The organism is Phreatobacter aquaticus (assembly GCF_005160265.1).
Taxonomy (GTDB): Bacteria; Pseudomonadota; Alphaproteobacteria; order Rhizobiales; family Phreatobacteraceae; genus Phreatobacter; species Phreatobacter aquaticus.
In genome coordinates this window covers 4,023,199-4,037,938 of record NZ_CP039865.1, presented here as the reverse complement: position 1 = coordinate 4,037,938, position 14,740 = coordinate 4,023,199, and the positions used below count along the sequence as shown (strand labels likewise).

17 protein-coding genes are annotated in these 14,740 nt (G+C 65.7%); 8 read left to right on the top strand and 9 right to left on the bottom strand.

Annotated features, from left to right (window positions below; all coding sequences use genetic code 11):
• Positions 1-17 precede the first annotated feature (17 nt).
• The gene (gene panC, locus E8L99_RS19160; protein ID WP_137101048.1) at positions 18-866 is read right to left on the bottom strand and encodes a pantoate--beta-alanine ligase; all 849 of its coding nucleotides are present in this window, start codon (positions 864-866) and stop codon (positions 18-20) included.
• Between the two features lie 30 nt (positions 867-896).
• On the bottom strand, positions 897-1,115 hold the full coding sequence (locus E8L99_RS19155; protein WP_137101047.1) for a DUF2842 domain-containing protein: 219 nt from the start codon (positions 1,113-1,115) through the stop codon (positions 897-899).
• 94 nt (positions 1,116-1,209) lie between these two features.
• Between E8L99_RS19155 and E8L99_RS19150 the strand changes: the two genes are divergently transcribed.
• Positions 1,210-2,298: a COX15/CtaA family protein gene (locus E8L99_RS19150; protein WP_137101046.1), complete on the top strand. Its 1,089-nt coding sequence runs from the start codon at positions 1,210-1,212 to the stop codon at positions 2,296-2,298.
• Between the two features lie 291 nt (positions 2,299-2,589).
• Here the strand turns inward: E8L99_RS19150 and E8L99_RS19145 are convergent, their stop codons facing one another.
• From E8L99_RS19145 to E8L99_RS19135, 3 genes are all read right to left on the bottom strand, one after another.
• A complete protein-coding gene (locus tag E8L99_RS19145; RefSeq protein ID WP_137101045.1) occupies positions 2,590-3,873 on the bottom strand; it encodes an O-acetylhomoserine aminocarboxypropyltransferase in 1,284 nt (427 codons plus the stop codon).
• A gap of 96 nt (positions 3,874-3,969) precedes the next feature.
• Complete coding sequence (locus E8L99_RS19140) at positions 3,970-4,521, bottom strand: CoA-binding protein (RefSeq protein ID WP_137101044.1); 552 nt, start codon at positions 4,519-4,521, stop codon at positions 3,970-3,972.
• A complete protein-coding gene (locus E8L99_RS19135; RefSeq protein WP_137101043.1) occupies positions 4,518-5,345 on the bottom strand; it encodes an enoyl-CoA hydratase in 828 nt (275 codons plus the stop codon). Before E8L99_RS19135 ends, E8L99_RS19140 begins: the two co-directional genes overlap by 4 nt.
• A gap of 105 nt (positions 5,346-5,450) precedes the next feature.
• Between E8L99_RS19135 and E8L99_RS19130 the strand changes: the two genes are divergently transcribed.
• Positions 5,451-5,891, top strand: coding sequence for a PaaI family thioesterase (locus tag E8L99_RS19130; RefSeq protein WP_137101042.1), 441 nt, complete (start codon positions 5,451-5,453; stop codon positions 5,889-5,891).
• Between the two features lie 3 nt (positions 5,892-5,894).
• On the opposite strand, the gene E8L99_RS19125 is transcribed toward E8L99_RS19130, so the two are convergent.
• Complete coding sequence (locus E8L99_RS19125; protein ID WP_137101041.1) at positions 5,895-6,290, bottom strand: thiol-disulfide oxidoreductase DCC family protein; 396 nt, start codon at positions 6,288-6,290, stop codon at positions 5,895-5,897.
• Positions 6,284-7,015 (bottom strand): SDR family oxidoreductase, encoded by a 732-nt coding sequence (locus E8L99_RS19120; protein ID WP_137101040.1) that lies wholly within the window; start codon positions 7,013-7,015, stop codon positions 6,284-6,286. Before E8L99_RS19120 ends, E8L99_RS19125 begins: the two co-directional genes overlap by 7 nt.
• Positions 7,016-7,163: 148 nt before the next feature.
• Between E8L99_RS19120 and E8L99_RS19115 the strand changes: the two genes are divergently transcribed.
• The 5 genes from E8L99_RS19115 to E8L99_RS19095 all read left to right on the top strand — a co-directional run bounded on the left by E8L99_RS19115 (position 7,164) and on the right by E8L99_RS19095 (position 10,556).
• The gene (locus tag E8L99_RS19115; RefSeq protein ID WP_137101039.1) at positions 7,164-8,312 is read left to right on the top strand and encodes an Acg family FMN-binding oxidoreductase; all 1,149 of its coding nucleotides are present in this window, start codon (positions 7,164-7,166) and stop codon (positions 8,310-8,312) included.
• Entirely contained in the window at positions 8,309-8,764 is a 456-nt protein-coding gene (locus tag E8L99_RS19110; protein ID WP_137101038.1) for a MarR family winged helix-turn-helix transcriptional regulator, read from the top strand. Before E8L99_RS19115 ends, E8L99_RS19110 begins: the two co-directional genes overlap by 4 nt.
• A gap of 221 nt (positions 8,765-8,985) precedes the next feature.
• Entirely contained in the window at positions 8,986-9,447 is a 462-nt protein-coding gene (gene rplM / locus E8L99_RS19105) for a 50S ribosomal protein L13 (RefSeq protein WP_137101037.1), read from the top strand.
• 2 nt (positions 9,448-9,449) lie between these two features.
• The gene (rpsI, locus tag E8L99_RS19100) at positions 9,450-9,926 is read left to right on the top strand and encodes a 30S ribosomal protein S9 (protein WP_137101036.1); all 477 of its coding nucleotides are present in this window, start codon (positions 9,450-9,452) and stop codon (positions 9,924-9,926) included.
• Between the two features lie 126 nt (positions 9,927-10,052).
• A complete protein-coding gene (locus E8L99_RS19095; RefSeq protein ID WP_137101035.1) occupies positions 10,053-10,556 on the top strand; it encodes a molybdopterin-binding protein in 504 nt (167 codons plus the stop codon).
• 12 nt (positions 10,557-10,568) lie between these two features.
• Here E8L99_RS19095 and E8L99_RS19090 read toward each other — a convergent pair whose 3' ends face one another.
• The gene (locus E8L99_RS19090; protein WP_168201733.1) at positions 10,569-11,468 is read right to left on the bottom strand and encodes an FkbM family methyltransferase; all 900 of its coding nucleotides are present in this window, start codon (positions 11,466-11,468) and stop codon (positions 10,569-10,571) included.
• Positions 11,469-11,642: 174 nt separating this feature from the next.
• On the opposite strand from E8L99_RS19090, the gene E8L99_RS19085 reads away from it, so the two are divergent.
• Positions 11,643-12,458 (top strand): alpha/beta hydrolase, encoded by an 816-nt coding sequence (locus E8L99_RS19085; RefSeq protein ID WP_137101033.1) that lies wholly within the window; start codon positions 11,643-11,645, stop codon positions 12,456-12,458.
• A gap of 213 nt (positions 12,459-12,671) precedes the next feature.
• On the opposite strand, the gene E8L99_RS19080 is transcribed toward E8L99_RS19085, so the two are convergent.
• Positions 12,672-14,666 carry a PhoX family protein gene (locus tag E8L99_RS19080; protein WP_137101032.1) on the bottom strand — a complete coding sequence of 665 codons (1,995 nt, stop codon included), beginning with the start codon at positions 14,664-14,666 and terminating at the stop codon, positions 12,672-12,674.
• Positions 14,667-14,740: the final 74 nt, after the last annotated feature.

The following is a 14,740-nucleotide window of genomic DNA, read 5'->3' as shown; positions in this document are numbered from 1 at the left end:
GTTTCTGCCTCTGCCGATCACACCGCGATGTTGTCGATCAGCCGTGTCTCGCCGAGCGTGGCCGCCACCAGCAGGCGCATGGGCTCATCCGGCCGGGGCATGCCGAGATCGGCGGCATCGCGCAGTTCCAGATAGTCGAGTACGAAACCGGCGGACCGGATCGCTGTGCGCGCTGTCTCCAGCGCCGCCTCTGCGTCCGTTCCCGAACGGATCGCGGCCGCCGCCTCCTGCATCACCCGGTGGAGGGCGGGTGCGATCGCACGGTCGGACGGCGTCAGGTAGACATTGCGCGACGACAGGGCGAGGCCGTCGGGATCGCGCAGGGTGGGTGCCCCGATCACGTCGACGCCGAGATCGAGGTCGGCCGCCATGCGCCTGACAACGGCGAGCTGCTGGAAGTCCTTCTCGCCGAAAATGGCCAGATCCGGCCTGGCTTGCGTGAACAGTTTTGCCACGATGGTGGCGACGCCGTCGAAGTGGAATGGGCGCGACACGTCGTCCAGCCCGGCGGTCGCAGGGCCGGCCACCTTCACAATCGTTGCGGCGCCCGGCGGGTACATGATCTCAACGGTTGGGGCATAGACGGCGTCGGCGCCGGCCTCGGCCAGCTTGGCAAGATCGCTGTCGAACGTTCGGGGATATTTGGAGAAATCCTCGCTCGGTCCGAATTGCGTCGGGTTGACGAAAATCGAGACAATGACCCGCGCGCCGCGCGCTTGGGCCATGCTCACAAGCGACACGTGGCCGGCGTGCAGCGCGCCCATGGTCGGCACCAGCGCCACCGGCCGCCCTTCCGCCCGGTAGATCGCGGTCAGCGCGCGCAGGGATGCGACATCGCGAACGATGGTCGGAGCGGGATGGGCCATTTTCGGCCTCCTTGGTTGATCAGGGGCGTGTCAGGCGGCGTCCTGGGGATCCGGGCGTGCCATCCACCAGATGATCAGCATGGCGACCGGGATCCAGGCAAAACCAGCCAGAGCGTAGAACAGCGGCTCGCCGATCAGGCCGAAGGCGCGCGCCGGCTTGTACATCGTGGCCATCACCATCAGCGCATAGAAGATCACCCAACCGATCAGGAGGAACGTGCCGATCAGCTTGCGGGTGCGAATGCGCATGGGACCATTTCCGTGGACAGGATGCCGCCTTGCCGGGCACCGGGCTGGTCTATATCTCTCCGCCCATGTGCTTCACAAGCCGAGGGATTGCCGCATGACGGCCGGTTCCAGTCTTTCTGCCGCGGCGAACCATGATCGGGCCATCCGGATCTGGCTCCTCGCTGTCGCAGCCCTGGTCTTCGTCATGGTGGTGGTCGGTGGCGCCACGCGGCTGACCGATTCCGGCCTGTCGATCACCGAATGGAAGCCGGTGACGGGCTCTCTGCCGCCGCTCAGCCATGCCCATTGGCTGGAGGAATTCGCCAAATACCGGGCAAGCCCGCAATATCAGGCGATCAACCAGGGCATGAGCCTGGCTGATTTCCAGTTCATCTTCTGGTGGGAATGGGGCCATCGGTTCCTCGGGCGGCTGATCGGGGCTGCGATGCTGCTGCCCTGGCTGTTCTTCGTGGCGCGAGGCTGGCTCCGTGGCCGGCTCGCGGCTGTGACCTTCGGCATCGGCCTGATGATCGGCCTTCAGGGACTGGTCGGCTGGATCATGGTGGCATCCGGCCTCAAGCCGGGCATGGTGGCGGTGGCCCCGGTCAAGCTGATGACGCATCTGGTGCTCGCCTGCCTGATCCTGTGCGCGCTGCTCTGGGTGGCGCTGAGACTGATGCCCCCCCGCGCACGTGAGACCGCCCCGCCAATTGTCAGAGCAGGGGCGATCGCGCTGTTCGTCACCATTCTCGTGCAGATCATGCTGGGCGCGCTGGTGGCGGGCAATCGGGCGGGTCTGCGCTTCAACGATTGGCCGCTGATGGATGGCAGCCTCATTCCGCCGGCCGGGATCCTGTTCGACCGGCCGACAATTGCGGAGGCCTTCATCGACTCGCTGGCGCTGACCCAGTTCAACCACCGGCTCGTCGCCTATGGGCTGCTGGCGCTGGCCTTCTGGCACATGTGGACGGCCCGCGGATCGGCCTTCGCCAAGGGGGCGGTGGTCCTGTTCGGGCTGGTCGTGGCGCAGGCGGTAATCGGGATCGCGACGCTCATGCTGGTCGTGCCGCTCTGGGCGGGTCTGCTGCACCAGGGCTTCGCGCTGCTGGTGCTTGGTCATGCGGTCGCGCATATGCACGGCGCGACGCGGGGAGGCGGGGCTGTGGAGCCCAGCCGTTTCGTGCGGCCGGTTCCGGCTGAATAGGGCGTCCTCGCAGCCGATGATCAAGCTGTTGATCGAGGTAGCGCACGCGTACCGGAAGCGGAATGCTTCACCTCGCCCCGTTGGGGAGAGGTCGACCGAGGCGTAGCCGAGGGCGGGAGAGGGGGATCACTCTCTCCGGCATCAACTCGCCCCCTCACCCGGCGCCCATAGCATCGAGCGAACGCGAGATGCGTTCGCCTCTCGCTATGCAAGCGCCGACCTCTCCCCAACGGGGAGAGGTGAAGATCAGCCCGGCCTTGCTGGTGCGCTCGCACGCAATTCCTCGAAACCTCACACCGCCGCGAGCGATTCCTCGAGATCGGCGATGATGTCGTCTGAATCCTCGATGCCGATCGACAGGCGTACCACTTCCGGCCCAGCGCCCGAGGCGCGCTTCTGGTCGTCCGAGATCTGCCGGTGCGTGGTGGAGGCCGGGTGGATGATCAGCGAGCGGGTGTCGCCGACATTGGCGAGGTGGGAGAACAGCTTCACCTCGGAGACGAGCTTCACGCCGGCCTCATAGCCGCCCTTGAGGCCGAATGTGAAGACGGCGCCTGCGCCATTCGGGCAATATTTCTGCGCCAGCGCGTGTTGCGCATGGCCAGGCAGGCCCGGATAGTTGACCCACTCGACCTTCGGGTGCTTCGACAGCCATTCCGCCACCTTCAGCGCATTGCCGCAGTGCTGCTTCATGCGAAGTGGCAGGGTCTCGATGCCGGTGAGGATCATGAAGGCGTTGAACGGCGAGAGCGCGGGCCCGAGATCGCGCAGGCCCAGAACCCGGCAGGCGATGGCAAAGGCGAAATTGCCGAAGGTCTCGTGCAGGACGATGCCGCCATATTCCGGGCGCGGCGCCGACAGCATGGGATAGCGGCCGGACTTCGACCAGTCGAACGTGCCGCCATCGACGATGATGCCGGCGATCGAATTGCCGTGGCCACCGAGGAACTTGGTGGCGGAATGGACGATGATGTCGGCGCCGTGCTCGAACGGGCGGATCAGATAGGGCGAGGCCAGCGTGTTGTCGACGATCAGCGGGATGCCGTGGCGCTTGGCGATCGCCGCAATGGCCGCGATATCGGTGATCGAGCCCGCCGGATTGGCGATGCTCTCGATGAAGATCGCCTTGGTCTTCGGCGTGATCGCGGCCTCGAAACTCGCGACATCGTCCGGATCGGCCCAGACCACGCGCCAGTCGAAGTTCTTGTAGGAATGGTTGAACTGGTTGATCGAGCCGCCATAGAGCTTCTTCGAGGCGACGAACTCGTCGCCTGGCTGCATCAGGGCATGCATGACCAGGAATTCGGCGGCATGGCCTGAGGCCACCGCCAGCGCCGCCGTGCCGCCCTCAAGCGCTGCCACGCGCTCTTCCAGAACGGCATTGGTCGGGTTGCCGATGCGGGTATAGATGTTGCCGAAGGCCTGAAGGCCGAACAGCGCGGCCGCGTGATCGACATCGTCGAAGACGAAGGACGAGGTCTGGTAGATCGGCGTGGCGCGGGCGCCGGTGGTCGGATCGGGCTGGGCGCCGGCATGGATGGCCAGCGTCGAAAAGCCGGGAACGCGGTCGGACATGGTTTCCTCCTGGCGCCGGCTGATCGGCGACTTTTTTACGAACAGTCTGTTCGTTTTAAAGAACGATACGGTTGCTCGTCAAGCGAATAGGATTTTCTACTCGTCCGCTTTTCTGGAACCAAAGGTCGGTCTGAGGCCCAGTTTCTGGAACTTTCCTTCCTTGAGCTGCGGTGCGCGCTTCGACGAGATGGTGCGCGAGTTGACGCCCATCCAGGCGATTTCCGACGAGAGGCGCCCGAGCTCGATCTTCGGGCAGCGGTCCATGACGACCTTGATGCCGGCGGCTTCGGCGCGGGCGGCGGCCTCATCGTTGCGCACTGTGAGCTGCATCCAGATCACCTTCGGAAGCGGCGAGAGCGCCAGCGCCTCGTCGACCACCGCGCCGGCAGCCTCCGAGTTGCGGAAGATGTCGACCATGTCGATCGGCTCCGGCACGTCCTTCAGGGAAGCGAGAAACGTGCAGCCCAGCACCTCGCGCCCCGCCTGTCCGGGATTGATCGGGAAGACGCGATAGCCACGGTCGAGCAGGTATTTCAGCACGAAGAAGCTCGGGCGGGCCTCGTTGGCCGAGGCGCCGATCATCGCCACGGTCTTCACTGAAGAGAGGATGCCTCGGATGTAATCGTTGGAATAGCTGTCGTGGTTCACCGGTCCTCCCAGTGCGCCGGGCGCTTCTCGATGGTGGCGGCGATGCCTTCCTCGGCGTCGCGGGCCAGCATGTTGTCGACCATCACGGCGGCGGCATAGCGATAGGCATCGCCGAGCGCCATCTCGCGCTGGGCATAGAAGGTCTTCTTTCCCGTCGCGACGGTCAGTGTCGATTTCGACGCGATGGTGCGAGCGAGGCTTTGCGCCGCCGCCAGTTCCTCGCCGGCCGGCACGACGCGGTTGATGAGGCCCATGCGGAAAGCTTCGTCGGCCGGCACCATCTCGCCCAGCAGCAGCATTTCCATCGCGTGCTTGGGCGTGACATTGCGGGACAGGGCCACCATGGGGGTCGAGCAGAACAGGCCGATATGGACGCCGGGCGTGCAGAACTGCGCCTTCGCGGAGGCGACCGCGAGATCGCAAGTCGCGACCAGCTGGCAGCCGGCGGCGGTCGCGGTGCCCTGGACGGCGGCGATCACCGGCTGGGGGAGCGCCACGATCTGCTGCATGACGGCGGCGCAGGCGTCCATGACTTGAGCGAAATAGGCGCGACCCCGATCGGCATCGGCGCGGCGGGCGGTCATCTGCTTCAGATTGTGGCCGGACGAGAAGACCGGGCCCGTGGCGGCGAGCACGACGGCGCGCACCGAGCGGTCGGCTGCGATGGCGCGAAACGTCTCGCCCAGCGCCGCCAGCATCTCCTCCGACAGGCTGTTGCGGCTTGAGGGATCATCGAGCGTCAGCGTCGTGACGCCGGCATCGTCGACGCGGGTCAAAGGAGCCGGCTTGGCGGCGGCCAGAGGGACAGCAGGGGCAGGGGACATGACATCCGTCATTCGCAAGAGGGACGGGCGCGACCTTGGCCCGCTATCGTCGGCGCTTCAAGGCAGCCGAACGGCGGCCAGCCGAATCCGGTGCCGATGTCCGACATGACGACAATCCCCCCGAAAATGACCGCCGTCGAGATGGAGAGCTTTCTCGAACGCGAGTTCCCGCAGGTGTTCGGCGCCGCCAATATCTATGTGGTGGAGGCGGTGGCCCATCGCTTCGCGCGCATGCGCTGCCGCTATCACCACAGCCAGCTTCGCCCTGGCGGCACGATTTCCGGTCCCACCATGATGACGCTCGCCGATACCGGGCTCTATGTGGCGATCCTCGCCTCCATCGGGCCGGTGGCGCTGGCGGTGACCACCAATCTCAACGTCAATTTCCTGAAGAAGCCGGAGCAGAAGGACCTCATCGCCGAATGCCGGCTGATCAAGCTCGGCCGCCGGCTGGCGGTGGGCGAGGTGGCGATCTGGTCGGATGGCGCGCCCGACGATCTCGTGGCCCATGCGACGGGAACCTATTCGATCCCGCCGGACAGGTGACGATCAGCCCTGGCGGCGCGCCAGCCGCTGCAGGCGAGGGCGGAGCGGCAGGAAGGCGCGATAGGCGAGATCCAGCAGCGCGCCCAGCGGGCCCGAGCGGAAAAATCGGCCGATCCAGGCAAAGGCTGGCAGCACCGCCCAGAGTTCGGCAAAGGCGCGGCCGCCGCTGACCAGGGTGCCGTCGGGGCGCCGGACATGAAACCGCGCCATGGCTGCGCTGCAGGACAGGCCCGGCGCGACATCGGAGGCTGCCTGGCTGACATCGACCCAGGCGACGGCATTCGCGCCCTGACGTCGACGGTAGAAGCCGATCTCGCGGATGCAGAGCGGGCAGGAGCCGTCATAGAAGACGGTCAGCGTCGGCGCCTCGGCCATGCTGTCATGTGTTGCCGTCACCATGGCAGGACCTCGCCGCGATAGTCGAAAAAGCCGCCGGACTGGGCCGGCGTCAGGCCGTCGATCACGGCCAGCAGGCGTTCAGCGGCCTGATCCGGTGTCTGGACATCCAGGCCCGCCTTGCCGAAAGGCTGGGACAAGCCGCTATCGACGGTGCCGGGATGGAGCGCCACGCAGATCGCCTGAGGCTTGCGGCGCTTCAGTTCGATGGCGGCGGTGTGGACCAGCTGGTTCAAGGCCGCCTTCGACGCGCGATAGGCGTACCAGCCGCCGAGCTGGTTGTCGCCGATGCTGCCGACCTTGGCCGAGAGCGTCGCGAAGACCGAGCGGCCATCGGGGCTGAGCAGCGGCAAGAGGTGCTTCATCAGCAGAGCCGGCCCGATGGCATTGATCGCGAAGGCCCTGGCCATATGGACGGGATCGATCTGGTTCAGCGCCTTTTCCGGCAGGAAGCCCCCGCCATGCAAGAAGCCGGTCGCATCGATGACGAGGCGGACGGGCATTCCGATGCTGGCGACATGAGACGCGGTGCGAGCAATCGAGGCTTCGTCCAGGAGGTCCAGGGGCGGGCTGGACGCGCGGTGCAGGCCGATGATCGAACCTGGCCGCGCTCCGACAGCCAGGCGCGCAAGCAATGCGCCGCCGATCGCGCCCTGGCTGCCGACCACGACAGCGCATCCGTCGTTCTGCAGCAGTGCAAGGGGCAGAATGGGTGATCCGACAGGCATCGACGCTCTCTGGGTGACAGGGCTGTTACGGCGCCGGGCTGATTGCGGTTCAGCTGCTCACGAGAAAGTTCGATATCAAATGACTTGACGCCTTTTGGTTTGATGTCTTATTCAATAGTACGACATCAAACCAAATGGGAGTTTTCCGATGAACCGTCGTCTCTTCCTCGTGTCCGGTGGCCTTGCCGGCCTGTCTGTTGTCGCCGGTCTTGGCGCCTTTGCGGCTACCCGCCGCCCGGCCGCGGCCTTGTTGCCCTGGGAGCAGGCGGGCCTATCGCGCAATGATCCGCGCCGCTACGTCGTCGAACATGCGATTCTCGCCCCCAATCCGCACAATCGTCAGCCCTGGATCGTCGAACTGATCGGCGAGGATCGGATGCGCCTGTTCTGCGATCTTGACCGCAGGTTGCCGCACACCGATCCGTTCGACCGCCAGATCGTCATCGGTCTTGGCTGTTTCACGGAACTGGCGAGCCTCGCCGCCTCGGCGCTCGGCTATCGCCTGGACGTGGTCCCGTTCCCGGAGGGCGAGCCACAGCCGCGCCTCGACCAGCGGCCGGTCGCCGATTTCCGCATGGTTCGCGAGGCGGGCCTGCGGGTTGATCCCTTGTTCGCACATGTGAAGGCCCGCCGCTCGACCAAGCGGCCCTATGATCTCGACCGGGCGGTTCCCGCCGCAGCGCTCGCGGAGCTGGCGCGTCTGTCGACTGGCGATGTCGCGGTGGTCGGCCTTGGCGATGCCGTGCAGGTCGAGCGTCTGCGCGCGCTCACCTGGGAGGCCTGGGGGATCGAATCGGCGACCGCCCGCACCCACAAGGAGAGCGTCGACCTGATGCGGATCGGGCGCAGCGAGATCGAGGCCAATCCCGATGGCATTTCGCTTGGCGGGCTCTTTCTTGAGGGATTGGCGCTGACCGGCCAGCTCACACGGGCACAGATGATCGATCCCACCTCCTCGGCGTTCCGGCAGGGGCAGGACATGTATCGCGCCATGCTGGCGGCAACGCCGGCCTATCTGATCGTCGTGGCAAACGATGGCGGCCGTGCCGGCGAACTGGCAGCGGGGCGCGCCTATCTCCGGGCCAATCTGGCCGCGACCGGTCTCGGGCTCTCGATGCAGCCGGTCAGCCAGGCGCTGCAGGAGTTCCCGGAAATGGCGGGTGCCAAGGCGAAGGTGGAGGAGGCTGTCGCGATTGCCAGCCCGAAAAGGCTGCACATGCTGGCGCGCTTGGGTTACGGTCCGGCCGTTGACGAAACGCCGCGCTGGGCGGCGGCGACCCGCATTCGCCAGGCATGACCGACAAGCCTCCCGCCGCCTCCGCCATCGCCTTCCGGGTCCTCAACGAGATCGGCATCATCAGCCAGCTCGCGACGACCGCCTTCGAGCGCGCCATGCCGCAGGGCATGACGCTGGCCCAGTTCACGGTGCTCAATCATTTCGTGCGGCTTGGGGGCCTGAGGCGGCCGACCGATCTCGCCCGGGCGTTCCAGGTGACGAAAGCGACGATGACCTCGACGCTGCAACGGCTGGAGAGCAAGGGGCTGGTGGCGATCGAGGCCGATGCGGCGGATGGGCGAGGGCGCCTCGTCGCCATCACCGACGCCGGTCGGGCCCTGCATGCCGACTGCATTGTCAGGCTTCAACCCAGACTGGCCCACATGGCCGCAGCTGTCGGTCCGGATGCGCTGGCGGCGCTCGTGGAGCCGCTGAGCGACCTCAGGGCGACGCTCGACACGATGCGGGACTGAAGATGCGGGCACGCCAAGGCCAGCAGAGGTCCCAAGTCCTTGCAAAATCAGCCCAATGCAGAGGGTATTAAAATACCTATTTTATAAGCTGTTGAAATATCGATGATTTTTGCGGTGCGCGCACGTTGACGCTGCGCGCGCCATCGCCTATAGCCTGCCACCTCAACGCGGGGACCTGTGGTCCACGGGTTCCGATCTCTCGAAATTCAAGTGAGACCATCATGAAGACCTATGTGGCGAAGCCCGCCGAGGTCGACAAGAAGTGGGTTGTGATCGACGCGAAGGGCCTGGTTGTGGGCCGTCTCGCGACGATCGTGGCGATGCGCCTGCGCGGCAAGCACAAGGCCACCTATACCCCCCATGTCGATTGCGGTGACAACATCATCATCATCAATGCGGACAAGGTGGTTCTCACCGGCCGCAAGTGGGACCAGAAGACCTATTACCATCACACCGGTTATGCCGGCGGCATCAAGGCGCGCGTCGCCAAGACCATCCGCGACGGCAAGTTCCCCGAGCGTATCGTGGAAAAGGCCGTTGAGCGCATGGTTCCCCGTGGCCCGCTCGGCCGCAAGCAGATGTCGAACCTGCGCGTCTATGCCGGCGACAAGCACCCCCATGAGGCGCAGATGCCGGTCGCTCTCGACGTCGGTGTCATGAACTCGAAGAATGTGAGGATCTGACCATGGCCGAGACCGTCTCGTCCCTCGAGGGCCTCGCTTCCCTCAAGCCGGCCACGCCCGATGCTCCGCGCCATGTGCAGAAGCTCGACAAGCTCGGCCGCGCCTATGCCACCGGCAAGCGCAAAGATGCGGTTGCCCGCGTCTGGGTGAAGCCGGGTTCCGGCAAGATCACCGTCAACGACCGCACGCTGGAAGTCTATTTCGCCCGTCCGGTGCTGCGCATGATCCTGCGCCAGCCGCTGGTTCTGGTCGGTCGCGACACCCAGTACGACATCAATGTCACGGTTGCCGGCGGCGGTCTTTCGGGCCAGGCCGGCGCGGTGCGCCACGGCATTTCCAAGGCTCTGACCTATTACGAGCCGGATCTGCGCGGCGCGCTGAAGAAGGAAGGCTTCCTCACCCGCGACAGCCGCGTGGTCGAGCGCAAGAAGTACGGCAAGGCCAAGGCCCGTCGTTCCTTCCAGTTCTCGAAGCGCTGATTTCGCTTCACTCTGCGGATTTTCGGAAAAGCCGGGCCCTGCGCCCGGCTTTTTCATGTCCGGCAGAGCGTCGTCGTTGTCGGCTGGCACCGCTGGAGCTATCGTCCGGGTCCAGGAGAATGTCCCATGCGCCGAGCCCTGTCAGCCCTCACCATCATGCTGGCGCTTGCCCTGGCGGCCCCCGCGACGGCGCAGACACTCTCGCTGGTCGGCATTGCCGACCAACCGATCATGCTCGATATCGCCGCCATCGAGGCGCTGGGCACCACCGAGATCACCGACAGCCGCGAAGTCAGCGGGGCCACCGGAACCGAGCGCATCTCCATCGTTTATCGCGGTGTGGAACTGGCCAAGCTTCTGGAGGCGCAGGGCATCGCCCGGCTCGATCGCCATGGCCTGCGCGCCGCCACCATCATGATCACCGCGAAGGACGGTTATCGCGCGAGCTTTTCGTGGGGCGAACTGTTCATCACGTCGGGCGGCAGCCGCGTGCTGCTGATCACCGGCGAGAACGGCCGCGCCAATCCGGCGCGGGAAGGGGCCTTCAGCCTCAGGGCCTTTGCCGACCTCAGGCCCGGTCCGCGCCATGTCCGCGATGTCGCCGAGATCCGTGTCGTCCTGCCGCGCTGAGCAGGCCTGGCCTTACTGGTTCGAGACCAACGGGCGGAGCACCTGGAACAGGCGGTCGCCATAGCCCTTGGCGGTTCGCCGGTCATATTCGCGCAGCAGCAGAAGAGCGAGATCGACCGAGCGGTAGCAGTCGTAGACGATGACCGCCATGCGCAGGATCTGATCGTCGGTCAGGAGGTCGAGACGGGTGACGTCGCGGATGAAGATGGCATCGGCCCAGAACACCTGGCTGTGGCCGGTATAGGGGTCCTTGCCGAGCAGGATCGGCGCGTAGTCGCGGGTGACCAGCGGTTCGAGTTTGTGGATCATGTAGCCCTGCGCCCTCAGGCACATCTCGATTTCCGAGAACAGCGGCTGGCCGTGATATTGCGGCAGGAATTCCACTTCGGTGTGAACAACCAGCCCGCTTTGCAGCCGCGACAGGCCGTTCTGGAACACCATCAGCTCGCCGCCCTGGATATCGATCTTGAGCAGATCGAGGCCGGCCGTCTCGTTCACATCGTCCAGCCGGACCGTGTCGACTTCCTCCCGGCGCGTGACCTTGGACCAGGCGGTGAACTGGGAGAACAGCGAGAAGATCGCCGGATTGGGCTCCAGCAGGGAAGTCAGCCCGGGCATGGCGCAATGATGGAGCGTGTGGCGCTGCCCATCGGCCACCGCGTGGGGCAGATAGGTTTCGCCGGGGCCCTTCACCTGATTGAGCTTGGCAAGCGCCTCCAGATTTGGCTCGAAACCAACCACCGTCGTCTGGCCGCCCGCCAGCAAGGGCGCATAGGGAGCAGGGCCATCAATCGGATTGGCGCCGATGTCGACGATCTTGATCGGGCAGTCGATGTTCAGGAACTGGCGAAGTCTGGGCGGGAAGGAACGTTTGACGGTTTCAATATAGGCAGCTTCATCGAAACCAGACATGTGAATGATCGCGTCCCAATTGCATGTCCGGACGGGTTCGTGGACATGGGCCAGGCGGGCGAGGCAAGCTGGCGCACCGGATGATTCAGTCAATCCGAGAATCACCCCGAAAGATAGGCCACGCGCCCCGGTCTCCACTGCTGAGCCGGGTGCCGGTGACCACAGGACCCTGCCATGTCGCTCGATACGCCCGTTGCCCAGGATTTCCGCGATGCCGCCTACAACAATGGGGCGGCAGTGCCCTCCTGGACCGAGACTTTCGCGCGCTGGACCGAGCAGTCGGCGGTGATCCGCGCGCGCCATGCCGCCACCATGGATCTGCCCTATGGCCCGGGCGAACGCACGAAGATCGATCTCTTTCCCGGCACCAACCCGGAGGCGCCATGCCTCGTCTATTTCCATGGCGGCTACTGGATGCGCAATTCGCGCGAGATGTTCGCCAATCTCGGCGAGGGGGTGAGAGCGCATGGCTGGTCGGTGGCGATCCCCGGCTACACGTTGGCACCCGAGGCCAGCCTGCGCGAGATCGTCGCCGAGTGCGAGGCGGCGCTCGACTGGCTCCAGGCTCATGGGCCAGCCCATGGCGTCAGGGGGCCGCTGGTCGTGGCGGGCTGGTCGGCCGGTGGGCATCTCGCCGCCGTGACGCTGGCGCATCCTGCGGTGAAGGCGGGGCTGGCGATTTCCGGCATTTTCGAACTGGCGCCGCTGCGCGACACCTATCTCGACGAGAAGCTGAAGCTCGAGCTCTCCGAGATTGCGGATCTGTCGCCGCAGCGCCGTCCCGTGGTGATGAAACCGCTGACCATCACCTATGGCGCGGAGGAACTGCCGGCGCTGGTGGCCAATTCCGTCGGGTTTCATGCGCTCAGGACGCGGGCGGGAGCACCGGGTGATCTCAAGCCGATCGGTGGCGCGCACCATTTCTCGGTGCTGGACGGGCTGCTCAAGGCCGACGGCGATCTGACGGGGATGCTGCTGGCGCTAGGGTGAGGGACCGCCTCGGTGGGGGGATTCTTCCCAGGCCCCATCCCGCCGCTCCTCATCCTGAGATGCGAGCGTCAGCGAGCCTCGAAGGACCTCTTTGCATCCCGCCTGCGCAGGCCGATCCTTCGAGGCTCGGTCGCTGACGCTCCCTCGCACCTCAGGATGAGGTATGGAGGGAGCGGGGCCGAGAAAGTGCCGATCTTCCGCCCGCAGCCCCTCTCACACCGCGATGCGCCCGCCGCCCTTGCGCGTGATCGCGACGATCGACGGCCGCGGCGGGGTATCGGGCTTGAAGTCCGGCCAGCGGGTGGCCGGGTTCTCGAAGGTTGCCGGCGGCGCGTTCGGGTTCTCGTCGTCGCTTTCGCCGGGATGCTGGACCGCGACGAAGAAGGTCTCGCCATCCGGGGTGAATTCTGGCCCGCACATTTCGGCGCCGAAGGGCACCTTGAAGAACAGTTTCGACGTGCCGCGCGCGGCGCCCTCGGTCTCCATGGCCCAGACACCATCATTACGGCCGGTCTTGTGCGGCATGTTGCCGTCGGTGGTCACCCACAGCCGGCCTTCGGCGTCGATGGCGCAATTGTCGGGCATGCCGAACCAGCCGTCCTTGGTGGTCGCCGGATTGAAGGTCGCGCCGACGGCTGCGATCGAGGGGTCGCCGCAGCGCACCAGGATGTCCCAGGTGAACCGCGTTGAGGCGTGGTCGCGACCATCTGGCAGCATCTCGATGATGTGGCCGAAACGGTTGTCGGAACGCGGATTGGCGGCGTTGACCTGATCGTCCTTGCGCTGGTTGTTGTTGGTCAGCATGACATAGACCTTGTCGGTCTGCGGGTTCGCCTCGACATCCTCGGGCCGGTCCATGCGGGTGGCGCCAAGGAGGTCGGAGGCGCGGCGCGCCTCGATCACCACATCGGCCTGGCTGTTGAAGCCGTTGGCAGCGGTCAGCGGCCCCTCGCCATGAACGAGACGCAGCCAGTCGCCGGTGCCGTCGGCATTGTAGCGGGCGACATGGAGCGTGCCCGCGTCCAGCAGGTCCTTGTCGCGGATGCGGTCACCCGACACGGTGCCTGCGGTGACGAACTTGTAGACATAGTCGAACCGCTGGTCGTCGCCGGCATAGAGCACATACTGGCCGCCCTTGGCGGTGATGCCGGCTGCGCCCTCGTGCTTGAAGCGGCCGATGGCGGTGCGCTTCTTCGGCACGGAATTCGGATCGAAGGGGTCGATCTCCACCACCCAGCCGAAGCGGTTGGCCTCGTTCGGCTCCTTGTTGATGTCGAAACGCTCGTGATAGTCGCCCCAGTTCATCCAGCGGCCTGGAATGCCCATGCGCTGATAATTGCGGGCCTCCGGATGGTCGGGCGTGCGGGTGCCGGAGAAATAGCCGTTGATGTTCTCCTCGCAGGTCACCCAGGTGCCCCAGGGCGTGCGGCCGCCGGCGCAATTGTTGAGCATGCCCAGAACCTTGCGGCCGGTCGGGTCGGCATTGGTCTGCATGCGGGGGTGGCCGGCCGCCGGGCCGGTGATCTCCATCTCGGTCTCGGCGGTGATGCGGCGGGCATAGCGGGAATTGGCCACCACCTGCCAGGTCTCGCCCTCGCGCTTCACCTCGATCACCGTTCCGCCATGGGCCATCATCTCGATCGCCACGAGTTCCGGCGTCATCGAGGCGAAGGGCTCGCGGCCCTGACGCTTGGCGCGCGCATCCTGCACGCCGAGTCCGGGGAACATCAGTTCCTCGTTGGTATATTCGTGATTGACGCAAAGCAGGCCGTGGCGGCCAGGCTCGGCGGCACCCGGAACCGGGAAATAGCCGAGATAATCGTTGTTGTAGCCGAACTGGCGGGCCTGGGCGGCGGAGGTCTGGGCCGCGGGATCGAAGGCTGGGGCTCCTGACAGAACCGGATCGCCCCAGCGCATCAGCACCTGGGCATTGTAGCCATTGGCCACTTCGGCGTGCTCGGTGGGGGTGGAAGACAGTTCCTCGAAGGCGAAGGATGGCGTGGTCGAGCGGCCTTCCGCCTTCAACGCATCCGGCCCGAGCGTCGCGGTGATCGCACCGACGCCGAGCACGCCCTTGATCAGGTCGCGGCGCGAGAAGCGCTCGGCGATGATGTCGCCGATGGTCGGATTGCCGGCGGGGCTCGACCCCTGGTCCTCATTGGCCTCGGCAGCCTTGGAGCGGGTATTGGCGGGCATGGTGTCGGACATGGTTTCGGTCCCTGGAACCGGATTTGAGGGCTCAGTCTAGAAACTGCCCGCCAGCTGCAACAGATCGGTGACAA